We start from the raw sequence: 24509 nt of genomic DNA on the forward strand, positions 1-24509 counted from the left end.
TGTGTCTCTGAAATTAAGCGTCTTTCATGCTTGGGGGCCGGGGGGGCGTTTCGTGGGGGTGGTTAGCCCCCTTGGTTGCTGAATAACGCCCCCCATGGATGGGTTCACGGCGTGCCTCCAGTAAGCGTACCCGGTGTCCCGATTGGCACTGAACTGCAAACTACCTCCCAGCCCAATTCGCCCGCGAACTTCTAACTCAGTACTCATGCCACAGAACCCACTGTCACCACAGTAAACCTGAGTGCTAGAATTGCCGCGTTTTTAGGCCATTTCCACTTCCCTGTTGAGACCATCATGCCGAAAGCTCCCGAGATTAAACCCGGCCACGTGATTGAATTGGACGGTAACCAGTACAAGATCAGCAAAGTTGATGTGCATAGCCCCAGTGCGCGCGGCGCGGCGACGTTGTACAAGATGACCATGAATGAACTGGTCAGTAAGCGTAAGCGAGAAGAAGCCTTCAAAGGGGATGACTTTCTGACCCTGGCGGACGCTGCTACCTGCTCCATGCAGTATTTGTTTTCCGAGGGTGACATGCATACCTTTATGGATGTCGACGATTACGCTCAGCATATGCTGTCCACCGATGATCTGGGTGATCAGCTAGCCTGGCTACATGATGGGATGGAAGGGCTGACGGGTCTGGTGGTTAACGAAGTACTGGTTGCCATTGAATTGCCGCAGTCGCTGGTCAAGCAGATTGTTGAAACGGCACCAGGCATCAAGGGGGCGTCTGCTTCTGCGCGCACCAAGCCAGCCTTGCTGGAAGGGGGCATTACCGTTCAGGTGCCCGAATACATTGAGCAGGGCGAGCGGATTAAGGTGAATACCGAATCCAGGAAGTTCATGTCCCGGGCGTGATGCGCGCGCCGCCGCCAGCCTCAATCGGGAGGTTGGCGGCGAATTCATGTTACTGGCTCAGCAGTATCGCCAGCCAGCGGCTTTTTGGGTAAACCTCCAGGCCGATCTTGACGACCACCGTGAGCGGAACCGCCAGCAGAGTGCCGACCGGCCCCAGTACCCAGCCCCAGAAAATCAGCGATAGAAACACCACCAGAGTTGACAAGTCCAGTGACCGCCCCATCAGGCGCGGTTCCAGCAGATTCCCGATGAGGGCATTAATGACGCCAAAGCCAATCAGGCTGATGGCGAACCCGCTAAAGCCCTGTTGCACCGTGGCCAGAAAAACGGCGGGAATGGCCGCAATGAGAGAGCCGATGTTGGGGATGAAGTTCATGACAAAGGCCAGGGTACCCCAAAGAATGGGGTAATCGACCTGGAGCAGTTTGAGAAACCCCCAAACCAGTAAACCGGTGATGACGCTGATGAACGATTTGATCACCAGATAGCGTTGCACCATGGACGTGAAGCGACGGGCATATTCGGCAGAACGATCATCGCCCAGCGCCCGGTTCAGTTTGGCGTGGGCTCCCTGGGCTTCGTCGAGCATGAATATCAGGATGAACACCGTCAGCACCAGGGCCAGCAGAATACCGCCCAGGCCTGAAAACAGGGCGCTGACAACACCCAGCATTTTGTCTGAATCCGGCGCGATGCTTTGCAGGCTGGTGCGCAGATCACCCGATAGCCACGGAAGCCGCTCGCGCAGCAGTTGCAGCCAGCCCTCGAGCTTCTCTTCGTATTCCGGCATGCGCTGGAAAAACTCGTCAGTCGACGAGATAACCAGACTGCTGATGCCGTAGAGCACGATAAACACCAGAAGCACCACGGCCCCTATGGCAAGTGGAGTAGGTACCCGGTAGAGCACCAGCCAGCGCACGGCGGGGGTGGTAAGAACAGCCAGAAACAGCGCAAGCAGGAAGGGCACCAGTATGGGTTGTGCGATGCGCATGCCAGCTATGATGACGATCACGGCAGCAACGGTGATCAGCGCGCGGGTGAGGGGTGCATCGAATGGGTTCGGTGAGGCTCTTCGGGTCATAGGGGGTGATTCTGCCTGTTTCGGTCATCGTCAGTGTAGCTGATCGGGTTCCCTGCGGTTCAAACACAGTGCGGCCAGCTTCTCGCTTTATCAGCGCTGATTCAAGCGACAATGGTCAAATACGGGCATTTGGAGTTGAATTATGAGGGGTGATGCAAAAAACCCGGCCAAAGCCGGGTTTGAACGTATCGCCTCAAGCAGAACCCCTAGCCGATGCAGGCCTCGTTCGCCTGATGCTTCTGGTGCTTGTAGTCTTCGTATTTGGCCAGGCCAAATTTAGCGCCCAGTGTACCGACGACGTAGGCGGTGAAGATGGTCAGAATGCTGCCATCCACAAAGCTGAGTGAGGTGATCATCGGGCCCGGGCAATAGCCGGCCAGGCCCCAGCCTGCACCGAACAGCACACCGCCGATCACGATGCGCCGGTCTACCTGGCTCTTCGCGGGTACCCGGAAGAATTCGGTCAGAATCGGTTTGCCGCGTTTGAGAATCAGCGGCGTCGCGATGGCATTCACCAATAAACCGCCACCCATGACAAAGGCCAGTGAAGGATCCCAGGTGCCGAAAATATCCAGAAAGTTCACCACCTTGGCCGGGTCGATCATTTGTGCGACCGACAGGCCGAAGCCGAACAGGATGCCGGCAAACAGGGCGGCCGACAGGCTTTTAGCGTTGGTCATGATTAGACTCCTCCGGTAAACAGGTGACGGACGATGTACACCGTGACAAAGGCGGTGGACATAAAGGTCACAGTAGCGACCAGTGAGCGGGGGCTGCGCCGGGCGAGACCGCAGATGCCATGACCACTGGTGCAGCCGGTGCCGATGGTGGTACCAACGCCGACCAGCAGACCCGCAGCGATCAGCCAGGGCGTGCCGACCACGGCTTCAATGTGGTCGACGCCGGCACCGGCCCCCAGCCACTGGTAGACAAACCCGCCGATGATCAGGCCGGCGATGAACAAGATGCGCCAGCTGACGTCGCCTTTTTCCGGGTAGACGATGCCGCCGAAAATACCGGATATACCGGCCACGCGGCCTTTAACCAGCAGCAGAAAAGCCGCCGACAGGCCAATCAGGGCGCCGCCGAGTGTTGCTGACAAGGGTGTGAAATTGATGATTTCCATCATAACCTCGAATAAGTGTTAGCTAATGTATGGGTGCCTTAGTTAGGGAGCCAGGTGGCCTTTGCAAGGGCTTAGGCCACCGGGTTACCCACTTTTTCAGACAGCGCGCTGCATTTTCAGGTTGAGCGGTATTTTCAGGTACCGCTGATTGTTGCTTTCCATTTTGGGCAGGTGGCCCGCGTCGATGTTCACCAGAATGCTCTGGTAGATCAGCTTCGGCGCGGCCAGTCCAGAGTCTCTCTGCTCACGGAAAGTGACGAAATCGTCTTCGCTAGTGTCCGCCTTCAACTGGATATTGTTGGCTTTCTCTTCACCGATGGTGCTTTCCCAGGCAACGTCACGACCACCCGGCTGATAGTCGTGACCGACAAAGACGCGGGTCTCATCCGGCAGGCTGTACAGGTTGTCGGTTACACAGCGGTACAGTGTGCGTGCATCACCTGCGGGGAAGTCACAGCGTCCGGTCCCGTAATCGGGCATGAACAGGGCGTCGCCGGTAAAGACGGCATCGCCGATCAGGAACGACAAACAGGCGGGTGTATGCCCTGGTGTTGGCAGCGCCTTGATGCGCAGCGTTCCGGCTTCGAGTATTTCGAAGTCGGTAATCAGCGTGTCGAACTGGTTGCCGTCGGTAACGAAGGATTCGTCGAGGTTGTAGACCGTCTTGAAGACCGTCTGCACGCCAGTGATGCGCTCGCTGATAGCCACTTTGATGTCCGGGTACTCATCGCGGAACAGCTGGCTGGAACTCAGATGGTCGGCATGGGCATGGGTTTCAAGCACGTAGTGCAGTTGCAGGTCGTTTTCGGCGACGAAATCTACAACTTGCTGGAATGACTCGTCGGAGACGATGCTGCCAATGGGGTTGTAGTCCAGCACCGGGTCGATGACGACGGCGTCGCGGCTGTCTTCGTCGTAGACCACATATGTCAGGGTAAACGTGGCTGGGTCGTAGAATGTTTTAATGGCTTGTTTCATAGTCATTCTCCAATCTGATGGTAGTCGCATGCCGGAGGCAGTATGTCCGGTGTTGCTGTCTCTATTGCCAGTAATGTGCCAACTCGAAGGCTGCATGATACGGGCGTTTCAAGTTATATTAGAATAATCTGTATTAATGCGTTGCAACATGCGTTGCAGCATGTTGCAACCATCGAACTAGCGGTTGGTGTAGGCCCGGGCCGCCTGAATCGCGGCATCCGTGGTCAGGAAGAAGTGATCTTCACCCAGTGTCTGGGCAAAACCACTGCGTTTCATGACATCCATGACGGGCCCTTTAACGTGGGCGAAGAACAGATCCACATTGCGCAGTCGGTAATCCCTGAGCAGTTCATGCAGAGCGGTATCGGCCGATGAATCGAGCTGGTTGACGGCGCTGGCATCGAGTACCAGGGCTTTCATCGGGCTGTCCATCCGGGCTTCTTCTCGTTTGACCGTGTCTTTCAGGAAGCTGACGTTGCCGTAGTAGAACTGGGCGTCGAAGCGCAAGGCAAGTACGCCGGCCGTGGTTTCAGCCTGGTCGTGACGTTTAACGTTACGGTACTGGTCGGTTTCTGGCAGTTTGCCCAGCACGGCGTAGTGGGGCCGGGTGGTTTTAATCACGAACCAGACCATGCTCAGACCCACCGACAGGAAGATCCCGTATTTGACGCCGAGCACCAGGGTGGCGGCGAAGGTGAAGATCAGCAGGCCCAGATCGTCGCGTTTTACCTTCCAAAGATGTTTTACCTCGTGCACATCGATCAATCCAAACACCGCCACCATGATCACAGAGGCCAGAATGGCGTTGGGGATGTAATAGAACAGCGGCGTCAGGAACACCAGGGCAATGCCGATCAGAACCGCTGTAATGATGGCCGCCAAGCCGGTGTTGGCACCGGCATTCTTGTTTACTGCGGTGCGGCTGAAACCACCGGTGACCGGCATGGCTTTGAACAGCGAGCCGACAATGTTGGCCAGGCCCAGGCCGACCAGTTCCTTATTGGCGTCGATTTCGTAACGTTTTTCCGTGGCGATCTTCTTGGCTACGGCAATGCTTTCCATAAAGCCCACGATCGAGATCGTCAGGGCGATGGGCAGCAGGTTGATGATGGTGGACCAGCCCAGTGTCGGAACTGAAAATTCCGGAAAGCCCGCCGGAACCTGGCCGACGATGCTAACGTCAGCCGTTTCATGGAGGTTGAAGCCCCAGACAACCAGAGTGGCAATAACAACGGCGATCATGGCACCCGGCAACAGCGAACTGATGCGTTTAAGGCCCAGCAGCAATACGATGCCGCCGACGCCGATGGCCAGTGCGACCGGGTCCATGGCATTGACCTGGGTAACGGTCAGCCACAGGGTTTCGGCAATGTTCTCGGTGCGTGGCAGAGGCAGGCCAACAATGTGCTTGAGCTGACTGAAACCGATGATCAGCGCGGCGGCACTGGTAAAACCTGAAATAACCGGGTGCGACATGAAATTGGTAACAAAGCCAAGCCGGAAAGCCCCCATCAGGAACTGAATGACGCCCACCATCAGTGCCAGCAAAATGGCCATGGCAATGTAGTCATCGGAACCTATGGGCGCCAGAGCGCCCACCCCGCTTGAAACCAGCAGGGCCACCATGGCGACCGGGCCAACGGCGAGCTGGCGTGACGTGCCAAACAAGGCATACACCAGCAGCGGCATCACCGAGGCGTACAAACCAATATAGGGTGGCAGGCCAGCAAGCATGGCATAGGACATGGCCTGGGGAATCAGCATCATGGTGACGGTAATGCCTGCGATCAGGTCACCACGCAGGTCACCACGCTGGTAGTTGCGTATCCAGTCCAGAGCGGGGATCCATTGGGATACCCGGTGTTTAAAGGTTGCCTGTGTCATAGTGAGGGTCTCCAGTTAGAGGCGAATGTGGTCGACCGGAAGCTCCGGTGCCAGTTTGTTAAGGGTAGTTTCTGCGGCGCTGTTATGAGTACTGATCAGGTCTGGCCACTGCGATGGGTCTAGTCCCGGCAAACCGGCCTGGTCGATGGCCCTGAGAAAACGCTCCGCCAGAGCCTGTTTGAGTGGGCGGTGGCAGAAGAACTGATCCTGATCCATCGGCTCGGCCAGAAGCAGAGCCGATTCGCTGTCCAGATTCTTGCTGAATTGTTCTTCAAGCAGCAGCACGCTTTCCTCCTGGTGGCGTCCGGCGAGGACATCGAACATCAGGTTGCTGGTGCCCGCGAAGTACATGCGAAAAAAGGCCTTGATCGCCCGGGTCACCAGAGTAGGTGGCACCTGGTAAATCAGCTCGTTTTGCATGATCAGCTTGATATGGCCGCACCCCTGGAATTCCGGGGTGGTGGCCAGCTCGCAGAAAGAGCGTTGCTGGTTTTCAGTCAGGTGTTTTAGCCGCGTATCGCTTTCCAGCCCCATACGAGCGAAAATCCGGTCGAGGGTGTGCTGGTCGCTGTGCAGATACACCGGGCCTACGTCCTTTGCAAAGAGTTGCATGTATTGATCCACGCTTTCCTGTTGCAGGCAGCGCCCGTGAGTGCGTTGTAACCTCGCCAGTACATGCAGGAATAACCCAAAGCTGCCACCGGCTACACTGTAGCGAATGCCCTGGGTGCGGCCGTCAATGCAGGTGCAGGGAACTTTCTTTAAAATTTCGTCGGTTGGCATCCAAACCAGTCGATGGGCCATGACAGTATCCTCTTGGTGATCATGAGCGGGAGGCTGGAATCCGCCAGCCGCTCAGTGAGTTCGCTTTGCTTACCTATATCAAGTGTCGTGCCACTTATTAATCTATTGATATTAAAGGAGTTTTTCAGGGTGAGCCGAATGGGGTGTATTAACGTGTTGCAACCGATGTTTCGTTTTGCAACATTTCTTGGCATCCTGTCTCTGGTCGGGTGCGCGCAACAGGGTGACGACTTGCTCGCCGATTACGTCAAACGGGTCAGCCGGGTGCTGGATGCGGATATCCCTGCTGTGACACCGGTTAACCTTCCGGCTTATCCACAGACTCGAGCCCTGCGACAGTCGCCTCCGGAGGTGCAGATCGATGTGCTCGACGCCTGGTCGCTGCGTGGCTGCGAAGTGTTCACCCTGATGGGAGAACGCAACAGCATATTGGGCCGGGTAGCTGACCCACTGATACGCCTGGATTACGAGCGCCGGCTGTTAACCCTGCTACCGGAGTGCCTGGCAACGGAAGCCGATCTGGAAGACGATCTGATCACCGAGCTGGAAGGCATTCTGGAGCTGAAACGCCAGGTGTTTCCCCAGCACCTGTTCAACGCCACCCTGGCGAACCCCGACTACCAAAGCTACTGGACGGGCGGCAGCGAGGGTTTTGCGGCTGAAGACGAGGTCGATTTCGAAGGCTACCGGGCAGCGCATCAGGCACTGGCTGGATACGTAGCACAACCGCTGAGTGTCACTCAGTCGCAGTGGCTGTATAGCATGGAGCGAATTGCGGCTTACTCGATGGGCGGCCGCAGTCTGACGGCCATGCGCTGGGCGATTCAGGCACTGGAGCAGAGCGAACAGATGCTGCGGGCCGCCGCTAAAGACGCCCGGATGTGCCCGATGGGGCCACCACTGCAGGAACTGGGCTTTGCTCGCAATGTGATGGGCAATGTGTTCGCCCGGGAGGTTCAGCCCTGGCTGGTCAGCGTCGACCAGCGGTTTCTGGCAGGCTACGACGCCCTGGCAGCAATGACCGAAACCATAGACGTGGATAACCCGGCCATCGATGAATATAAAACAGCGCTGACGCACTATCACGATCGCTACCGGGCTCAGATTCGCCAGCAGGTAGAAGCCTGGCAAGGCCTGTTTGATGCTTGTGGCGAGCAGGCTACGGACTCCTGACTACCCCCTGCCTTCTGTTATGTCAGCAAGTCGGGCACACTGCGACCTGATTAAAACGACTCAAACAGGAAAGACCCATGGCCATGACCCTGGACGATTTCAAAAACACCTTCCCCGTTCGAATTGAACTGCCTGTGCAATGGGGCGAGATGGATGCCTTCAATCACGTCAACAACGTCACCTATTTTCGCTACTTCGAAAGTGCCCGCATTGCCTATTTCGAAGCCTGTGGCCTCTTCGGCCGCAAGGAAGTCTCGGGCATTGGCCCGATTCTGGCGTCTACCGAATGCAAGTACCGCCGACCGGTCAACTACCCGGACAAGCTTTGGGTAGGTGCCCGAATAGGGGAGTTGCAGCGGTTTGGGTTTGTTCAGCACTACGGCATATTCAGCCAAAACCAACAGGCGCTAACCACAGAAGGCCACGGACGCATCGTATTGCTCGACTACAACACCAATGCCAAGGTAGAACCCGATGCTGAGTTGCTGGCAAGAATTGCGGAGTTGGAAGGGCAGTAGGAGGTTATTGGACACCTAGAAACCGGTGCAGGCTTTGGTGGTTGATCTAAAGCAGGGAGCGGAGTTTAGGTTTGCTGCTGTGCCTGGCGGCCGTGCCAGGCACTGGGTATACCTATCCGGGGTCGGCGTAAATCCTTCCATGGAGCCTAGACCGCAGCATCCATGCTGCGGACTACCCCGGATAGGTACACCCAGCACCTGGCACTCAGTTCTGCGGTCACCTTAAAAAAATAAGACCAGCATTAATGTTGATGCCTACAAGTGAAGTTGCTTTAAAAATTGCTGGGCTTCTTCATTGTTCAATTTCCAATGGAATCAACGCATCCCGATCCCAACCAAGCCGCCCGGTTGCCACCGCCTTGCGCCGAATCCCCACCACCGGTTTGATATAAAACAAGTCGCCATTTTGCCCGGTTAACTGACGGGTGACGCCCGCGATTCGCGCCAGTTTGGCATTGGCCGCCATGTGGGCGGGTTCGCCGTGAACCGGGATGGCCAGCTCTGGCTTGACCCACTGGTACATCTGCGTCAGTTCGTCGGCTGCCGGGTGGCCGGAAGCGTGGATCGGCAGGCCGGCTTCTTCGGCGGTGATCACGATGATATCTCGAGCCTTTAATGCCCGGATCAGGGCATCGACCAGTACTTCATTGCCCGGAATGATGCGTGCGCTGAACACAACCGTGTCGCCCGCTTCCAGCGTCAGATCCGGGTGGGTGTCTTTGGCCAGTCGTGACAGCGCAGCCCGGGGTTCGCCCTGGCTGCCGGTGGCGATGGCCATAAAGTGCTCGCGTGGGAAGAAGCCGAGATCGAAGGGGTCGATGAAGCGGTGCTTGCTGTCCCAGTAACCGGTTGCTTTGGCCGCCGAGACCATGTTTTTCAGTGAGCGGCCCAGCAGTGCAACGCGGCGACCGGTTTGGTCGGCGGCCTGCATCAGCGTGACCAGCCGGGCGACGTTACTGGCAAAACAGCTGACCACCACCCGACCACGGGCGTTTTCGATAATCTTGCGCAGGCCAGGTATCAGTTCTGATTCGGATACCGAGTGACCATCGACCAGCGCATTGGTGGAATCACACACCATGGCCGAAGGGGATTCGTCGGCCAGTGCCTGGAAGATTTTAGGCGCGATGGGCGGGCCGATGACCGGCGCCGGGTCGAGTTTCCAGTCCGCAGTGTGAAAAACACTGCCGACGGGCGTGCGGATCATCAGAGCCTGGGGCTCGGGTATCGAATGGGTAATGTTGAGCCATTCGACATTGAACGGGCCTATTTGCCTCCGGTCACCGGGTTTAACGACCTCGATTGAGATTTGCCCGGCCAGATTGAACTCGACCAGTTTGCGGCGCAGCACTTCGGCGGTGAACGCCGTGGTATAGACCCGGCCCTTAAACCGACGCCACAGATAGGGAAGGGCACCTAAATGGTCTTCATGGGCATGAGTGATAACAATACCGGCCAGATGATCGGCGCGTTCGGCGATAAAAGCCGGGTCGGGCATTTGCACATGCGGCTGATGGGCCTGATCGGGGTCGGCAAAAGTCACGCCGCAGTCGACCATGAGCCATTGGTCGTCGTGGCCATACAAATTCAGGTTCATACCGATTTCGCCGCAGCCACCCAGCGGCAGAAACCAGAGATCAGTGTGATCGGGGGACATGCATTCTGCAGTTAATTAAAAATGTAACGGTAGTTTACCGAATACGGGGAGCGACTGTTGGGAAAGGCGGCTCAGGAACGAAAATTCTTCGCAAAACGGTTCCATTTCTTAAGAGTTGGAATGCGAGGACATGACGAGCGGCGGCTGCCTGGGATGCCTCTGTGGGGTAGTCTGAGGCATGGACTAAAACGCCAGGAGCGTTTTAGCATGAGCGCAGCGAGCCCGAAGGGTGAATCCCACGGATGGGATTCATATCCCGAAGCCTAGGCTCCAGGGACGGATCCACGCCGACCCCACAGAGGCATCCCAGGTGGCCGCCGCGGACCAAAGCCACAGAGCCGACCACAACGAAGAAGCCCGGGTTACATCAGCTGCAGGGATTTCATTTTTCTCCAGAGGGTCGCGCGTGAAATGCCCATAGCGTCGGCGACGGCTTGCTTGTGGCCTTTGTGCTGTTGCATCAGTGCGAGAATCCGGTCCCGTTCATTTTGTTCGATGCTGATCTCGGACTCATCTGGCGGGGCTTCGCCGCGCAGTTCGGGCGGCAGGTCTTGTAGCTGAATGGTCGGTCCTTCGCCGATGGCATGGGCGTAGGTGATGACATTGATCAGTTCGCGAATGTTGCCGGGCCAGTCGTAGGCCAGCAGCGCATCGTAGGCCGACGCCGTGATGCTGTCGATGTGGCGTTCGTTTTCCTGGTTCAGGCTGTGAATGAACTGCCAGCTGAGCATGGCAACGTCGCCGACGCGGCTTTTCAGCGGTGGCAGATACAGCGGCACGACGCGTACCCGGTACATCAGATCCTCGCGGAAATCGCCGTCTGCGGCCAGTTTGCGCAAGGATTTGTGGGTAGCACTGACCAGGCGGATGTCGGTGTGCAGTACTTCGCTTGAGCCCAGTGGCGTAAAGCAGCGATCTTGCAGTACCCGCAGCAAACCCGCCTGAATATCCAGCGGCATTTCCGCGATTTCATCCAGAAACAGGGTGCCGCCGTCGGTCAGTTCAAACAGGCCGGTGCGGTCGTGTGTGGCGCCGGTAAAGGCGCCGCGTTTGTGACCAAAGAGTTCCGAGGCCATCAGTTCCCGCGACAGAGCCGCGCAGTTGATGGCGCTGAATGCCTGGCCAGCCCGGCGCGACTGGTCGTGAATGTAGCGCGCCACCAGTTCCTTGCCAGACCCGGTTTGGCCCCGCACCAGAATGGACGCCTGGGTTCGGGCGACCCGCTCGGCCTGAGCCATGAACTCCAGCATGTTGGGGGCGACGGTCAGCAGGCCACCAAAGTTATGCGGGCGCTGATCGTCGGGCCGGTAGAGGTCAGTCATTGTCAGGTTCCGGTTCGCGGATGCGCTGGGCCATTACCCGGTCGCACCAGGGCAGACGAATGCCCAGGGTGTTGGACAGTTGCACCAGCGCCGGTGTGTGGCCGCAAATCTGAAGCTCGATGCCTTGCGTCTGAGCATGCGCTACAAACTGTTGCAGAGCCTGAAGGGCCGCGACGCGAATGTGATGAGTATGGGTCAGGTCGATGGTCAGCAGCGTTGTTTTCGGAGCCAGCATGGCCGTCAACCGCTCCGGGAGCTGACGCGCGGCGGCGAAGTAAAGACTGCCCGAGATCTGAATCAGCGTGTGGGGGCTGTCGAGTTCAATGGTGTCACGCAGCCAGCCTTCTTCGTCCACCGCGTAGCGCCGCAGTAGGGGTACGCTGGCCTGAAACAGAAAGATGCCGAGCCCCAGCGCCGCGCCAAGTAGTATGGCCTCGTGGAAATTGAGCACCAGGGTGCTGATCAGGGTGACCAGAAACAGCGTTCGGGTCTGGGAGTTGGCTTTGAGAATGGTGCGAATCTGGTTGGGCTTCAGCATCGACAGTGCGGTAGCGACCAGCAGGCCGGCGATAACCGCCTGTGGAATGGCGCGAATCAGATCGGCGCCGAACAGAATGATGGGCAGAATGACCAGGGCGGCGATAAAGGGCGCCCAGCGGGTCACCGCACCACCAATGTCGAGCAATACCGACCGGGTCAGGGACGTGCTGGACGGGAAGGCGCCAGTCACACTGCCGACCAGGTTGGCAATGCCCTGGCTGCCGAGCTCGCGCCGCAGCCAGCGCTGTTCGGCGCGGTTGCGCAGGGTCACAATCAGCTCCAGCGAGCCGATAAAGGAGACCGCAAACCCGGGAATAATCAGGGCCTGCACCATGCTCCAGCTGGGCCAGTGAGTAGCCAGTTGCGGCCAGCCATCGGCAATGACGGTGGTTTGTTCCAGGGTTATCCAGCGTTCGATGAAGGACCAGGGTGCCCAGACGACCAGAGCCGTGCTGATCACCAGGGTCATCAGCGGAATGGGCCAGCGGGGCAGGTAGCGCCGGCCGAGCACGACCGACGCCAGCGCAAAGACCGACAGGCCTACTGCGGCCCATTCAATATCAGGCAGCCTCAGACCCGAGAGCTGCACCAGTTCATCCACCACATTGCGCACATCGGAAAAGGGGGTGCCGATGAATTCGTCGAGCTGCATCAGCGCAATGATAACGGCCGCACCGGTGGCGAAACCCACCATAACGGCCTCGGGCACGAAGTCGAAGACGCGCTCCGCCCGCAGCGCGACGATCAGCAGGCGTGAAAGGCCCGCAAGAACCGTCAAGGTAGCCATGGCGGTTAATAACAGCTCGGGCTGGTCGGCCCAGGGGGTCAGGCTGGCAAGAATGATCAGGCCGGTGGTATTGGTCGGGCCGACGGTAACGTGGGCACTGCGACCAAACAAGGCCGCCACCATACCCGGCAGGGCAGCAGTAACCAGTCCGTACATCGGGGGTAGCCCTGACAACATGGCGTAGGCAAGGCATTGCGGAATACCGACCAGTGCCACCAGTAAGCCGGCGTTGATGTCGCCGGCGCGGGGCATTGAGAAGGCGATGGCTTTCGGCAAGACTCAGTTGGACCCTTGAGTGGCGTTGTACAAAATACTGCTGCGATTGCCGGTGCGACAATAGGCAAGAATGTTGCTGCCGTCGTCGATCAGGGATTTCAGGGTGCTCACCTGTTCGGGCGAGTAGTTGGGCCCGTTCATTGGCAACTCGACGAATTTGATGCCGGCCGCTTCGCAGGCACGACGGATGTCGGCCGCCGGAATCTGGTCGGCACTTTCGCCATCGGGCCGGTTGCAGACGATGACACCAATGCCTTGTTCTTTGGCTTCGGCAACGTCGTCAGTCGTAATTTGCGGGCTGACCCGGAAGGTGGGGGATAGCTGGGTTACGTTCATTGAACCTCTCCTGCTTTGATGTCGAATTATGCTGGATGCTACCACCTGCTTAACCACGGTGCGATACCGTCGGCCGGATTGCAGCGTTCAGCGGTTGTATTAGAAAAGAATAATATAATGATATGGATCACAGTTTCCAGAGATTGGTCGTCGTGGTGCATTAATTTTCCCTGTCAGGCCTCCCGGCATGCTTGCAGTCTGCGCCAATTCCTCTATGTTATCAGTCAGCATCCGGCCACTTTTACGTAGCCTCTGAACGGTTGCAAGCAGGCCCTGTTCCAGCCTGGTAGAAATCGCTCAGGTGACCGTCAACAACAATAACCCGTACCGGCCGGAACGACCCTTTGGAGAGCATTATGATTCTGGATCACACCCTTGGTATTTTCACTCACCCCGGTAGTGAGTGGTCACTCATTCGTAAACAGCGACGTAGCAAGACGATGGAGTTTCTGACCCACGTCCCGATTCTGGCGCTGATTCCTGCGGTGTGTTTCTACATTGGCGTAGCCGAGGTCGGCTGGAGCCTGGGCGATGGCCCGCTGACGGTGTTGACCCAGCAAAGCGCACTGGTGCTTTGTGTGTTGAGTTATCTGGCGGCGCTGGTCGGTGTCTGGGCATTCGGTGAGTTTATTACCTGGATGACAACGACCTATTCCGATGAGCCGGTCGATCCGCACCATGGGATGGCCCTGGCAGTCTATACCACTGCGCCGATTTTCCTGGCCGGTATTGTCGGTGCATGGCCGGTACTTTGGCTCAACGCCGTGGTGTTCGCCATCGCGGCCGCCTACGCGGTCTATCTGATCTACGAAGGCCTGCCCATCGTGATGAACATTCCGAAAGAGCGTGCTTTTATGTACGCAACCTCGGTCATCACCGTGGCACTGGTACTGCTGGTGACCCTGCGAGTTGGCACCGTCATCGTCTGGTCAGCCGGCTTCGGCCCCGAATACATGGTATTGGAGTAAGGTGGTTGCTCAGTTGCACCTGCTTGGGTGCCTTGAGCCCATGCCGACTGCCGGATTAGCCTATCCGGGGTCGGCGTAGATCCATCCATGGAGCCTAGACCGCAGCATCCATGCTGCGGACTACCCCGGATAGACCAATCCGGCAGCCGCCACTCACCGCCGGGCGGGTTCAAAAAATAAACGAAAGAAAGCCGACAATGAGTCGGCTTTTTTGTGGCTGGCACTTTTATAACCACACTTTTAGAGCAAACTCGACCAGGAAATACTGTCCCGATAACCATTGCTGTCGGTACGAGTCACGCCATAGTCCGAAAACTCCAGATCCACCCAGCCCCGATAAGCCGTCAGCCGAACCTTGCCCGCGTGTGGGCGGGTGTCGTTCTGGTACCAGTGCACGCCGCGAGTGGTCGTAAGGCTCGCCGAGTTGGTGCGCCAGCCATCGTCGAGCCAGACACTGGCTCTGGCCTCGATTCGGAAGTCGGTCGAGTTCAGTTCGATGATTTCCGTGCTGATGTTGGTGTAGTTCAGGTCGCTGCGTTCGGCGCGCATGCGCAGCCGGCCGGTCATGCTGCCTTCGAGGGATTCTATGCGGTCGTCATAGTCGTCGAACCAGCCCATTACATCAAAATCGAGCCGGCTGTTCAGGGTGACATAACCCTGCCAGTTACGGGTATCACAGTCCACGGCCTCGGCGGTTACGTCCATGGTGATGAACGTCATGCTGTCGGAGTAGGTTTCGGTCTCACCATAGGCGTCGATGCTGGTGTAGCCGCCAAAGTCGCAGGCTCCGGAATCAAACAGGTAAGTCGACGTGGTTTCCACCGGGATATGACTGCGGCTGGCCATGCGGGCCGAGGGGGTTAGAAACGCCTCGGGATCCGCGATCATCTCGATGCTGGTGGCGCTCAGTGAGTAGGGTACCAGCGCGCTGCGAACCAGAAATTCGGTGTCGTAGCGCGCCAGTGTTGGAGTGACTTCCGTGTCGTAACCGGCCTCATGCTCATTTACATCGGTGACGCTTACGTGGCAACCCGTCAGCAGCAGGCCTGTCATTATGGAAAAGGTGGCCATGGTGGCCAGGCGGCGCTGAGCGGGTGAATGCTGGGTTGGTTCGGTGGTCGGTTCGAACCGTTGATGCAGACTGTTCTGAGTCATGTGTAAGGCTCCTTGTTCAATGGAGCCAGTATCGCAAGGCAGGCTGAACCCGATCTGAACTGAACGGGCTGGAAAGTGTGGTTGTTAATATTGGGTTAAGGTAATTAATCAGCGCGCTATGGCGTTAATAGGCTGGAGTCGTTCTGCCAGTTTGCCAGTGCTGACTAGGTCGTGGAATTCGTCGGCTAACGCCCGGTTCATGTCGACCACGGTATTCCAGTAGCGCAGGCGGGTTTCGTCGTCGAGGGTTTCGAAGTCTTTGCGGTCCGGGATTTTGCCGTAAGGCAGCTTGTCGATGAACGCCTGGCTCGGGCAGACGACCAGGGTGTGGCTGTAGTGGCTCGCGGTGACTTTGCGCCAGGGCAAGGGTTTGTCGAACCAGCCGGGCTTCAGCACCGGGGAGAAATGCGGGTAGAGCACCAGGCCGTTATCCGGTTTGATGGGCAGGTCGAAATGGTAATCGACCATACCGCCGTCGCGGTAAACTCCCGGCGGGGCGCCGGCCGGGTTGGTGACGCCGTGTATGACTACCGGAATCGCGCCGCTGGCTTGCAGTGCCTGGCGCAGGTTGTCGGGTGTCAGTGGCACCTGGTAGGTGGTGAACTGGTCCCAGTCGGTTAGGGGGAGTTGGCCGCCGGGGCTGCGAAACACCACTCGGTCGAAGTAACGCGGCAGGGTGGCCCGGGAGATCATGTTGCTGGCAGCAACGCCAGTGAATACCCACGCCTGTTTACGCGTGGAGTGCGCCGCCGTGACGCCCCGGCAACGGGCGGTGACCAGATGCAAGAGGCGGTTTGGGTGCAAATCATCGAAGGGGGAATCGCCCATGGTTTCGTCGATGAACTCGTTGACCTTGCCGGTAATTTCGTCGGCATCGGCGTTGTCTGAATAACGCTGGTTCAGGTAGCCGTGTTCGAGCCGGTTGAGCGCTGCCACTGGGTCTTTGTTGGCATAGGCTGTCATGCGCCAGGCGCCGATGGAGCTGCCGATCAGGTTCAGGGGGTGATTGATGGCGGGCAGCCATTCGCTGGCCAGGTAGCGATCGAGGTGGCTCAGTACAAACCACTTGGGCCCGCCCGATGCGCCCATAATGACGCGGATCGACTGGGGTGACAGCCCTTCGTTGTGAATGGTCCGGTAGGCGTGCTCGCCAGCGAAGAAATTGAGCGCTTGGGTCAAACGGCTGTCCCTGTAGTTGCAGAAATCGTAGTTGCGGAAATCGTAGGTGCAGAAAACACAGTGCGGAAAACGCGCACTATACCCCGTGATAGGCCCTGCCCCAAGGCGTAGCGGGTAAAACGCCAGATCTGATGTCTGGAACCGGAAAGGAAGTCACAAAATGACGCCTCCAACAGTAGACTGCTGGAGGCAACAGGGTAAAGGGTGCTTAGCCGCGGCTGAACAGTTGCTTGAACAGGCGCGGTGACGCGGCCAACAGCTCACCTTTGCGGGCGCTGACCGGGCCACCGTTGCGATCACCACTGAGTGCTCCGGCTTCTTGCAGCAGCAGGCTGGCCGCCGGGAAGTCGATGTCGTTCAGATCGTCGGCAAAGGCCAGTTGCACTCTGCCTGCCACCAATTGGGCGATGTTCATCAGGCCACAACCGCTGACGCGAATGCCGGCGACGCGCTCTGACCAGCGGCCGATTTCGGCCGGGTCGCTGCTGTCGATCGCGGCCAGGGCCAGGTCCAGTGTGGAGGCGTCTACCCGAACGCGGCGTTCGTTCAGCTGCACACCGCGGCCACGCATGCTGGTCCACTCGTCACCGGTGATCGGGTCGAGCAGGGCGGCCGCTTCGATGCGGTCTTTGACAAAGAAAGTGACGACAATCAGAAAGCCAGGGTAACCGGAGCGGTAGTTGGATTCGCCGGCCAGCACGTTGATTTTCCAGCACGACTGACCGTCGTAGTCGCGGCTTTCGTCCATGCCGATGTGCAGGCTGTCGATGTGGTGGCGCGGGTGGCCTTTACGGATGGCTTTGCGGGCACGCCAGGCGGCGTCTTCTATGGCCTGGTCAAACACGTCTTTGCGGGTGGCGCCTTCGGCGGTCAGTGAATCGATGTTCGACAAGGTGTAGGTTAATTTGTCGGCTGCGTTGCGCGCGGCGCGCAGGGCAATGGTCAGAATCGGTTGCATGGTCGGTTCACACTCACATCAAAAGGGTTAAACCGTACCGGTACAGGCATGGGCGCCAGCCTTTCCATCGGGTGTGTGACAGCACAGCCAGACAGAACGGACCGGACGAGCCTGGTCAGGTACGTCGGTTTTATCCGCAAAAACGGGTTTGTTAAACAGCGGTTCGGGCGCTTTCCCGAACGAGGGCGCGTATAATACACACCTTTGATGCACTCTTTAAGACGTGGTGTGCAGTTTTTGAACGATAAGAGGTGAAATAAAGCATGTCGCAGTCACAGGACGCCGCTGGCGAAACGGGTATCCGGCTGGATGATATTAAAGTGGTGTTGGTGCACACCAGCCACCCGGGCAATATTGGTGCCGCCGCCCGGGCCATGAAAACCATGGGCCTGACCCGGCTGGTGCTGGTGTCTCCCAAGGATTATCCGTCCGGTGAAGCCTTCGCCTTGTCTTCCGGTGCCCACGATGTGCTCGATCGGGCTGAGGTCGTCGAGGATATCGACACCGCCATTGCCGATTGCACCCTGGTGGTGGGCGCTTCAGCTCGCTCGCGCTCCTTGCCCTGGCCGCTGCTCAATCCGCGTGAAATGGCCGATAAAGTGGCCGCCCACCCGGCCGGGTCAAATGTGGCCTTGCTGTTTGGGCGTGAACGCAGTGGCCTGACCAATGATGAGCTGGCCAAGTGCCACTATCATGTGAACATTCCGTCAAATCCGGACTACAGTTCGCTTAACGTGGCTCAGGCGGTTCAGGTACTCTGCTATGAATTGCGCATGCGTCAGGAACTGGCTGTGCCCCAGACCCGAACCGACTGGGGCGTCGAATGGGACCAGCCACCAGCGCGGGCCGAGCAGCTTGAAGGCTTGTTCGAGCACTGGGAGAAGACCCTGGTTGAGATCGACTTTCTCGACCCCACTAACCCCCGAACTCTGATCAGTAAATTACGCCGCCTGATTCTGCGCGCGCAGCCCGATGAAGTTGAAGCCAACATTTTACGTGGCATGCTGACGCAGGTAGACAAGTCGATAAGGAAACCCTGATATGTTCCGCAATCTGAAAGAAGACATCCAGAGCGTCTTTGACCGCGACCCTGCGGCGCGAAGCTGGTTTGAGGTGCTCCTGAACTATCCGGGTTTGCATGCCATTCTGATCCATCGCTTCAGTCACAAACTGTGGCAATGGAATCTGAAAACACTGGCTCGCTGGGTCTCTCAGCTGGCTCGCTGGTTCACCGGTATCGAGATTCACCCGGGCGCCAAGCTAGGCCGACGGTTCTTCATTGACCATGGCATGGGCGTGGTGATCGGGGAAACCGCTGAAATTGGCGATGACGTCACCATTTACCAGGGCGTTACCCTGGGCGGCACTAGCTGGGAAAAAGGCAAGCGCCACCCAACGCTGGAAGATGGCGTGATTGTCGGTGCCGGCGCTAAGGTACTGGGGCCCTTTACCGTCGGCAAGAATGCGCGGGTAGGGTCCAATGCGGTTGTCACCAAGGCCGTACCAGAGAACGCTACTGTGGTCGGTATTCCCGGGCGTATCGTTAAACAGCAGGGTGAAAAAGTACTGCCGTTCAGCGATAAACAGAAGGCCATGGCCGATAAAGTCGGTTTCGATGCCTACGGGGTGTCACAAATGCCAGACCCAACCGCCCATGCCATTATGGCCTTGCTTGAACACATTCACGCTCAGGATCAGCGCATCGATGTAATGTGCAAGGCACTTAAGCGAATCGACTCCACCTACACCAGCACGGAATCGCCCGAGCTGAGTGAGGAAGATTTCGCCCCCATCGAAGACTCCGACCGGTCAGCCAACGCTGGCGGCTAACGGCCGGTCGTTTAATCGTCAGGCGTTGGCGGTTCTTGGCCGGAAGGTGCTTTTGGGACGAGTCGGGATTAACTGGTTCAGCTCCCGAACGGCGTAAAAGGTATCCCGCGAGTGGCAGACCTGATCGTACAGGGTGCGACCGAACAGGTGGTGGCGCCGCGGGAAGCGCAACTGCGGTGGAACAAGCGCAAAACGCCGGCTTTGGCCCAGCGGCTGGGCAATAATGATGTCCAGAAAAGGCGCCAAGAAAGCAAGATAGCTATCAATATCAGTGCCCTCGAGCGCGGAAATCAGTTCGAGTTCATGGGTGCGGGACAGCAAGGCATCTTTAATATCGAGGGCACTGCAGTAACGACCCTTGTTCAGAATAATGGCATCGTACTGGGCATCGACCCAGACCCAGGTGTTTTCCTCACTTAAAAAAACCTCAAGCCCGGTGTAACAGCCCCCAAGCGGCCGCCAATGGCTGTCGCGTGTGTGCAGCTCAACCAGGCGAGCAGGAATACCGACTGCCTGAAGGGCGTGGCCAAGCACGGTGACGAAATCGCTGCGACCAAACTGTTCCCCCTGGCTAACCCGGGCCAGAATATCGAGTGGGTTGTGCGAGCCCGACCGACTGCCGTTCTGGGGTTCCCAGCGATTGAGTGTCCAGCGCTGCAAGGCATCGAGCCGTTCGCTGTCGAGACGGGCATGTTTGATGATGGTTTCCAGTTCGTAACGCTGAGCCAGAACGGCCATCAGTTGCGTGCGCTTTGGATCGGGCAGCGGCATTTCCGACCCCGGGCTGTAGCGAAAGGGGCGCGAACGCGGATAGTGGTTTAAAGACCAGTAGCAAATGCTAAAAACCATGAGAAACAGACTGAGTATTACGAGCAGTGCCATCATAGAACCTCCCGGGAATCCGTTCCGGCCGTGAATCCGAAGACTGCTAATTGGCCTTGGCTTAAGAACCCGGGGTCTGCAACGGTAAGGGTTGCATAGGGTGCACCGGGTCTCAATGGCTCCTTTACATCGGCGAATGGAGTACTCCTATACTTTGGCCCTTATTCGCAAACAGTACAATGTGCTACCGCACCGTTTGTGATTCAATTGACACTGCAGGCGTAATTATTTCGTAGAGAAACGTAAGTAAAGGTTTCAATGAGCCTGGCTGTGTAACGCAGCCGCTTGCTTGGGTGACATGGCCGGGTGCAATCGCGTGCCGGGCTGGGTGGCAGCGTGCGGTACCTGAAGCAGTTCCAGGCTGCCATCCTGGTGTTCCAGCAGGGCCGTGCAGCTCTCAACCCAGTCGCCATCATTGGCGTACACAAAGCCATCGCTAATGCGCAGCGTGCCCTGATGAATGTGACCGCAGATCACCCCCTGAACACCCTGACTACGCGCGTAATCTATCACCTTGGTTTCAAAACTCTCGATGTAGGCCCGGGCTTTCTTGCTGCGCACTTTCAGTGCACCCGGCAATGACCAGTAAGGTCTGCCAAAGAGCGCGCGCACCCGGTTCAGATGGCGGTTGAGCGTCACGATGGACTCATAGGCCCACTCACCCAAATGCCACCAGAAATGCCCGCAATAAATATCGTCATCGAACCGGTCGCCGTGCAATAACAAATAGCGCTCCCCCGTTGCTGACGTATGAATCGCCTCGTGCTCCACGCTGATCGGCCCCAGCGTAGTATCGGCAAAATGACGAAAGAAGGGGTCATGATTACCCGGTACATAAACCACTTTGGTGCCGTTATGGGCCTTGGCCAGAATCACCTTCAGAATGGCTTCGTGCTGGCGGGACCAGCGGCCTTTGCGGGTGCTCAGTTTCCACAGGTCGACAATATCGCCAAGCAGATAAAGTGTTTCCATCTCAGTCGTGCGCAGAAATTCTTCAAGCAGCGCTACCTGGCTATTGGGGTTGGCCAGATGAATATCGGAAATAAACACAGCACGTACGGATCGATTCGTCATAACGGCAGGCTCCGGTCATAGCAGACAGGTTCAGACTATTGCCGGGAAATGACAGTTGGACGACAGTACCGTGATGATTTGATGAACAGGGATTATTAACTCAAGTTTCGGAGTTTGAGTCCGCAGAAGTGGCGGTGGTCCGCGCCGGATACCGGGTATGCCTCTGTGGGGTCGGCGTAGATCCGTCCGTGGAGCCTAGGCCGCAGCATCCCTGCTGCGGACTACCCCACAGAGGCATACCCAGCATCCGCCGCTAGTCGCCTTAGCGAACTCCGAAACTTGAGTCAATAATCCCCGCGAAACTGTTGCTCAGATACGGGAGTAGAGAGGCTTATTTGGAAGTGACACTAGGTTAAGTGCCGGGTGCCGGGTGTGACTATCCGGGGAAGTTCGCAACATGGATGCTGCGATCTAGGCCCCATGGACGGGTTCACGCCGAGCGATGTGTCGCACCACCCGTATAGTCATACCCGGTGCCCAGCACGAATTCATGGCACCTAATTAGAAGTGCCGGGGCTCCATGGAAGGATGCCCCAGCCAGAGAGATTAACGCGGCAGCGTCTGAGTCAGACTGCTGGTCGCGCCATCGTTATCGGTGACGGTGAGGGTAACCTCACGTACCTTGTTGCGCTTGAGCAGGTACCTCGGAATTACATTCCAGTCACCTGAGAAGGTGAATGACCCTGCCTGCCATTCATGGTCGACGACATAGCCGTCATCGTCGTTGCTGTCACTGATAAAGATGTACCAGAACAGGAACTTGAACACACTGAACGAGGCGTTCGGTGGTGTGTTCAGATTGAAGTCGACGATGACCGGATCATGGTCGGAAGACCGGTAAGGCGTTGGCGCATACAAGAGCTCAACGTGATTGTCGCTCTTGAACTCGGTGTTGTAATCCAGCACCAGCGGCTCATCGGTATTGATGTGCCAGTCCTGAACCTTAATCACCTTGGCCTGCAAGCTGGCGGAGGCCAGTGCATGGTCCAGGTTGCCGGATTCGCCATCGAAGACGTAAGAGTATTCACCTTCTCCTTTCAGATTGGCATAGCCAGCATCGGCGAGCACTTGCAGCGGGTCTTCCATCGAATAGGCGTTCAGGTCACCGATGATCATGACATCCGCATCATCAACGCCGGTCGGGTTGGTGCTCAGCCATTCGGCCATGGCAGTAGCCGCATCGGTACGCACGCCATTGCAGTTGCCCTGCAGATTGGGATCTTCAGGGTCGCCAACGTCGTCACAGGAAGAACCTTTGGACTTCAAGTGATTGACGACAACGGTGAAGCGATCACCACTGTCCAGATGCTCAAAGCTCTGCGTCAGCGCCGGGCGGTTTTTCTCATCGTTGAACAGAGGTTCGCCCTCGTCATTCAATGGCGAGTTGTCGCTCGACAATACCTGGGCACTGTTGACCGGTGCCACCACATCGGGGCGGTAGATCAGACCCACCGCGATCGAATCGGTGCCCACACCCGCACCACCGGTTGAGATGTAATCGTAAATCTTATCCGCTGGCTGAGTCACGTTCAGGGCATCGACCAATTGGGCAATAGCACTGTTTTCGTCAAAGCCGTCGTTCTCGATTTCCATCAGACCGATCACATCGGCGTCCAGTGCCGACAACGCAGCAACCAGTTTGGCTTCCTGACGCTCCAGTTCAAGCGGTGTATCGGCACCACGGTCGGTCGGGAAACCACCGCCCAGGCCATCACCATTGTAGTAGTTCAGCACGTTGAAGCTGGCCACGCGCATGTCGCGATCCAGAGTGTCTTCCGGTGCAGCGGTGCGCGGGTTGGTGCCCTGCAGTTGAAAATCACTCGTTGGAATCAGCTTGTAAGCGCCGAACGAGTAGTTCAGAACGCCACTGAGGTTGGTGATGGTTTCGCCAATGCGCAGGGTGTTGTAGGCCGACAACTCAGGCGCGGGGAAGCGCATTGGATCCGGGTTTTGCGTGCGAATGCCGTCTTCAACAACCAGCTTGTTCAAGTCGTTGGCAGCGTTCACGGCGAACGCATCGGGGCCTGGTGCCGCAACTTCGGTCGGAATGTAACGACGACCCTCGCTGACGGTGAATTCGCCATAGCGGCCCAGCTGATACACCTCATTGACCGTTAGGGTCTGGTTACTGGCGACGCTCATACCTTCAAAGGCTTCGAGATCGTCGGCATTATCCAGCGGGAGTGAGACCAGTGCCGGTGTCGGCAACATCTGGTTGCTGGCACAGACGCTGATGCCGTCGACATCATTGATCTGAGTCAGGCCAAAGTACTCGTCTACCGAACCGTTGACGACAACGCGGTCGCCGACCGCAACGTCGGTACCGGAGTAGAAGACAAAGAGGCCTTCAGAGGTGCTTGCATCACCATCCTGATCGGCATCTTCTTCTTGCAGGAAGAAACCGCTGAGCTGGTTTCCGGCCTGGTAATCGCCAACTACAATGGCTTCAACCGACACACTCTGGCCAAGCAGGGGAGATTCGTTACCACTGCCCTGTACGGCCGAGATCAATGTCATCGGGTCACCGCATTGCGCTAATACCGGATCATCCGGGTCACCGTCATCACCTGTTCCACCGTTACCCAGATAAGCAAAGGTATTACTCGGATAGGAATCCCACTGGGCGCTCGGGTCGAAGGTGGCCGTAAAGTCAGGATCACCCCCAGTAATGTCAGACTTGCGTACCAGGGTGACATTGGCACCGAAGGTATCGCCATTGCCCAGTTGGCCAATGCGGTCGACGACGGTGTCGACTTCGCGCAACAGGACGACATCGTTACCGTTGAAGTTGGCAACACCCGAGGTTATGTCGGTGACGTCCAGAATGTCCTGTGCAGCCTGACTATTGGCGATGACATAGACATCACCCGCCGCCAGGGTGCCGCTCAGGGTCAGGGAGGTATTCAGGCTAGTGCTGCCATTGGAGTACAGTTCGACCGCGTATTGACTGAGGTCGAGCGTGGCATCGCCGGTATTTTGCAATTCAATGGCTTTATTGAAGGAGGAGCCTTCAATGTATTCGGAGAAAATCAGATCGGCCTGGGCACCGCTGGCAGAGGCCGCGGCAATCATCAGGGCCAGGGTAGTTCGTCTGGCGTTCATGGTATCCCTCTCATTGAC

Annotated in this window: 22 protein-coding genes; 6 read left to right on the forward strand and 16 right to left on the reverse strand. The window is 57.5% G+C overall.

What is annotated here, in order from left to right; all coding sequences use genetic code 11:
- Positions 1–294 precede the first annotated feature (294 nt).
- Entirely contained in the window at positions 295–861 is a 567-nt protein-coding gene (efpL, locus tag ACHUE7_RS11940; protein ID WP_394170165.1) for an elongation factor P-like protein EfpL, read from the forward strand.
- A gap of 49 nt (positions 862–910) precedes the next feature.
- On the opposite strand, the gene ACHUE7_RS11945 is transcribed toward efpL, so the two are convergent.
- The 6 genes from ACHUE7_RS11945 to ACHUE7_RS11970 form a co-directional block, all read right to left on the reverse strand.
- Complete coding sequence (locus ACHUE7_RS11945) at positions 911–1942, reverse strand: AI-2E family transporter (RefSeq protein WP_394170166.1); 1032 nt, start codon at positions 1940–1942, stop codon at positions 911–913.
- 206 nt (positions 1943–2148) lie between these two features.
- Positions 2149–2622, reverse strand: a complete 474-nt coding sequence (locus ACHUE7_RS11950) for a DUF6691 family protein (RefSeq protein ID WP_394170167.1) — start codon at positions 2620–2622, stop codon at positions 2149–2151.
- A 2-nt stretch (positions 2623–2624) separates the two neighbouring features.
- Positions 2625–3071: a YeeE/YedE family protein gene (locus ACHUE7_RS11955; RefSeq protein WP_394468252.1), complete on the reverse strand. Its 447-nt coding sequence runs from the start codon at positions 3069–3071 to the stop codon at positions 2625–2627.
- Positions 3072–3164: 93 nt separating this feature from the next.
- Positions 3165–4046: an MBL fold metallo-hydrolase gene (locus ACHUE7_RS11960; protein ID WP_394170168.1), complete on the reverse strand. Its 882-nt coding sequence runs from the start codon at positions 4044–4046 to the stop codon at positions 3165–3167.
- Between the two features lie 177 nt (positions 4047–4223).
- Positions 4224–5930 (reverse strand): SulP family inorganic anion transporter, encoded by a 1707-nt coding sequence (locus ACHUE7_RS11965; protein WP_394170169.1) that lies wholly within the window; start codon positions 5928–5930, stop codon positions 4224–4226.
- Positions 5931–5945: 15 nt separating this feature from the next.
- Positions 5946–6734 (reverse strand): hypothetical protein, encoded by a 789-nt coding sequence (locus ACHUE7_RS11970; RefSeq protein ID WP_394170170.1) that lies wholly within the window; start codon positions 6732–6734, stop codon positions 5946–5948.
- A gap of 138 nt (positions 6735–6872) precedes the next feature.
- Here ACHUE7_RS11970 and ACHUE7_RS11975 point away from each other — a divergent pair, with 138 nt between their 5' ends.
- Both ACHUE7_RS11975 and ACHUE7_RS11980 read left to right on the forward strand, forming a co-directional pair.
- Positions 6873–7907 (forward strand): DUF3080 family protein, encoded by a 1035-nt coding sequence (locus tag ACHUE7_RS11975; RefSeq protein WP_394170171.1) that lies wholly within the window; start codon positions 6873–6875, stop codon positions 7905–7907.
- A gap of 77 nt (positions 7908–7984) precedes the next feature.
- Positions 7985–8425, forward strand: a complete 441-nt coding sequence (locus ACHUE7_RS11980; protein ID WP_394170172.1) for an acyl-CoA thioesterase — start codon at positions 7985–7987, stop codon at positions 8423–8425.
- Between the two features lie 292 nt (positions 8426–8717).
- Here ACHUE7_RS11980 and ACHUE7_RS11985 read toward each other — a convergent pair whose 3' ends face one another.
- The 4 genes from ACHUE7_RS11985 to ACHUE7_RS12000 all read right to left on the reverse strand — a co-directional run bounded on the left by ACHUE7_RS11985 (position 8718) and on the right by ACHUE7_RS12000 (position 13343).
- Positions 8718–10082, reverse strand: a complete 1365-nt coding sequence (locus tag ACHUE7_RS11985) for a ribonuclease J (protein WP_394170173.1) — start codon at positions 10080–10082, stop codon at positions 8718–8720.
- A 362-nt stretch (positions 10083–10444) separates the two neighbouring features.
- Positions 10445–11404, reverse strand: coding sequence for a sigma-54 interaction domain-containing protein (locus tag ACHUE7_RS11990; protein WP_394170174.1), 960 nt, complete (start codon positions 11402–11404; stop codon positions 10445–10447).
- On the reverse strand, positions 11397–13007 hold the full coding sequence (locus ACHUE7_RS11995; protein ID WP_394170175.1) for a SulP family inorganic anion transporter: 1611 nt from the start codon (positions 13005–13007) through the stop codon (positions 11397–11399). The genes ACHUE7_RS11990 and ACHUE7_RS11995 overlap by 8 nt, the downstream gene beginning before the upstream one ends.
- A gap of 3 nt (positions 13008–13010) precedes the next feature.
- Positions 13011–13343, reverse strand: coding sequence for a protein tyrosine phosphatase family protein (locus ACHUE7_RS12000; protein WP_348477423.1), 333 nt, complete (start codon positions 13341–13343; stop codon positions 13011–13013).
- A gap of 356 nt (positions 13344–13699) precedes the next feature.
- Here ACHUE7_RS12000 and ACHUE7_RS12005 point away from each other — a divergent pair, with 356 nt between their 5' ends.
- Positions 13700–14311 carry a Yip1 family protein gene (locus tag ACHUE7_RS12005; protein ID WP_348477422.1) on the forward strand — a complete coding sequence of 204 codons (612 nt, stop codon included), beginning with the start codon at positions 13700–13702 and terminating at the stop codon, positions 14309–14311.
- Positions 14312–14551: 240 nt separating this feature from the next.
- Here the strand turns inward: ACHUE7_RS12005 and ACHUE7_RS12010 are convergent, their stop codons facing one another.
- The 3 genes from ACHUE7_RS12010 to ACHUE7_RS12020 form a co-directional block, all read right to left on the reverse strand.
- Positions 14552–15466 (reverse strand): hypothetical protein, encoded by a 915-nt coding sequence (locus tag ACHUE7_RS12010; RefSeq protein ID WP_394170176.1) that lies wholly within the window; start codon positions 15464–15466, stop codon positions 14552–14554.
- 108 nt (positions 15467–15574) lie between these two features.
- Positions 15575–16645, reverse strand: coding sequence for a patatin-like phospholipase family protein (locus ACHUE7_RS12015; RefSeq protein WP_394170177.1), 1071 nt, complete (start codon positions 16643–16645; stop codon positions 15575–15577).
- A 208-nt stretch (positions 16646–16853) separates the two neighbouring features.
- On the reverse strand, positions 16854–17603 hold the full coding sequence (locus tag ACHUE7_RS12020) for an inositol monophosphatase family protein (protein ID WP_394170178.1): 750 nt from the start codon (positions 17601–17603) through the stop codon (positions 16854–16856).
- Positions 17604–17866: 263 nt separating this feature from the next.
- On the opposite strand from ACHUE7_RS12020, the gene trmJ reads away from it, so the two are divergent.
- Together trmJ and cysE are read left to right on the forward strand one after the other, a co-directional pair.
- The gene (gene trmJ / locus ACHUE7_RS12025) at positions 17867–18643 is read left to right on the forward strand and encodes a tRNA (cytosine(32)/uridine(32)-2'-O)-methyltransferase TrmJ (RefSeq protein ID WP_394170179.1); all 777 of its coding nucleotides are present in this window, start codon (positions 17867–17869) and stop codon (positions 18641–18643) included.
- Between the two features lies 1 nt (position 18644).
- On the forward strand, positions 18645–19433 hold the full coding sequence (cysE, locus tag ACHUE7_RS12030) for a serine O-acetyltransferase (RefSeq protein ID WP_348477416.1): 789 nt from the start codon (positions 18645–18647) through the stop codon (positions 19431–19433).
- Positions 19434–19451: 18 nt separating this feature from the next.
- On the opposite strand, the gene ACHUE7_RS12035 is transcribed toward cysE, so the two are convergent.
- The 3 genes from ACHUE7_RS12035 to ACHUE7_RS12045 form a co-directional block, all read right to left on the reverse strand.
- Positions 19452–20318, reverse strand: coding sequence for a transglutaminase-like domain-containing protein (locus ACHUE7_RS12035; protein ID WP_394170180.1), 867 nt, complete (start codon positions 20316–20318; stop codon positions 19452–19454).
- Between the two features lie 252 nt (positions 20319–20570).
- The gene (locus tag ACHUE7_RS12040; RefSeq protein WP_394170181.1) at positions 20571–21389 is read right to left on the reverse strand and encodes a UDP-2,3-diacylglucosamine diphosphatase; all 819 of its coding nucleotides are present in this window, start codon (positions 21387–21389) and stop codon (positions 20571–20573) included.
- Positions 21390–21935: 546 nt separating this feature from the next.
- A complete protein-coding gene (locus ACHUE7_RS12045) occupies positions 21936–24491 on the reverse strand; it encodes an ExeM/NucH family extracellular endonuclease (protein WP_394170182.1) in 2556 nt (851 codons plus the stop codon).
- Between the last annotated feature and the right edge of the window lie 18 nt (positions 24492–24509).

It is taken from the genome of Saccharospirillum alexandrii (assembly GCF_043641555.1).
Lineage (GTDB): Bacteria > Pseudomonadota > Gammaproteobacteria > Pseudomonadales > Natronospirillaceae > Saccharospirillum > Saccharospirillum alexandrii_A.

What these genes read in the sequence shown, in the direction of transcription:
- efpL (WP_394170165.1), top strand. Translation starts at nt 295, where the DNA reads ATGCCGAAAGCTCCCGAGATTAAACCCGGCCACGTGATTGAATTGGAC.
- ACHUE7_RS11945 (WP_394170166.1), bottom strand. Translation starts at nt 1,942, where the DNA reads ATGACCCGAAGAGCCTCACCGAACCCATTCGATGCACCCCTCACCCGC.
- ACHUE7_RS11950 (WP_394170167.1), bottom strand. Translation starts at nt 2,622, where the DNA reads ATGACCAACGCTAAAAGCCTGTCGGCCGCCCTGTTTGCCGGCATCCTG.
- ACHUE7_RS11955 (WP_394468252.1), bottom strand. Translation starts at nt 3,071, where the DNA reads ATGATGGAAATCATCAATTTCACACCCTTGTCAGCAACACTCGGCGGC.
- ACHUE7_RS11960 (WP_394170168.1), bottom strand. Translation starts at nt 4,046, where the DNA reads ATGAAACAAGCCATTAAAACATTCTACGACCCAGCCACGTTTACCCTG.
- ACHUE7_RS11965 (WP_394170169.1), bottom strand. Translation starts at nt 5,930, where the DNA reads ATGACACAGGCAACCTTTAAACACCGGGTATCCCAATGGATCCCCGCT.
- ACHUE7_RS11970 (WP_394170170.1), bottom strand. Translation starts at nt 6,734, where the DNA reads ATGGCCCATCGACTGGTTTGGATGCCAACCGACGAAATTTTAAAGAAA.
- ACHUE7_RS11975 (WP_394170171.1), top strand. Translation starts at nt 6,873, where the DNA reads ATGGGGTGTATTAACGTGTTGCAACCGATGTTTCGTTTTGCAACATTT.
- ACHUE7_RS11980 (WP_394170172.1), top strand. Translation starts at nt 7,985, where the DNA reads ATGGCCATGACCCTGGACGATTTCAAAAACACCTTCCCCGTTCGAATT.
- ACHUE7_RS11985 (WP_394170173.1), bottom strand. Translation starts at nt 10,082, where the DNA reads ATGTCCCCCGATCACACTGATCTCTGGTTTCTGCCGCTGGGTGGCTGC.
- ACHUE7_RS11990 (WP_394170174.1), bottom strand. Translation starts at nt 11,404, where the DNA reads ATGACTGACCTCTACCGGCCCGACGATCAGCGCCCGCATAACTTTGGT.
- ACHUE7_RS12000 (WP_348477423.1), bottom strand. Translation starts at nt 13,343, where the DNA reads ATGAACGTAACCCAGCTATCCCCCACCTTCCGGGTCAGCCCGCAAATT.
- ACHUE7_RS12005 (WP_348477422.1), top strand. Translation starts at nt 13,700, where the DNA reads ATGATTCTGGATCACACCCTTGGTATTTTCACTCACCCCGGTAGTGAG.
- ACHUE7_RS12010 (WP_394170176.1), bottom strand. Translation starts at nt 15,466, where the DNA reads ATGACTCAGAACAGTCTGCATCAACGGTTCGAACCGACCACCGAACCA.
- ACHUE7_RS12020 (WP_394170178.1), bottom strand. Translation starts at nt 17,603, where the DNA reads ATGCAACCGATTCTGACCATTGCCCTGCGCGCCGCGCGCAACGCAGCC.
- trmJ (WP_394170179.1), top strand. Translation starts at nt 17,867, where the DNA reads ATGTCGCAGTCACAGGACGCCGCTGGCGAAACGGGTATCCGGCTGGAT.
- cysE (WP_348477416.1), top strand. Translation starts at nt 18,645, where the DNA reads ATGTTCCGCAATCTGAAAGAAGACATCCAGAGCGTCTTTGACCGCGAC.
- ACHUE7_RS12035 (WP_394170180.1), bottom strand. Translation starts at nt 20,318, where the DNA reads ATGATGGCACTGCTCGTAATACTCAGTCTGTTTCTCATGGTTTTTAGC.
- ACHUE7_RS12040 (WP_394170181.1), bottom strand. Translation starts at nt 21,389, where the DNA reads ATGACGAATCGATCCGTACGTGCTGTGTTTATTTCCGATATTCATCTG.
- ACHUE7_RS12045 (WP_394170182.1), bottom strand. Translation starts at nt 24,491, where the DNA reads ATGAACGCCAGACGAACTACCCTGGCCCTGATGATTGCCGCGGCCTCT.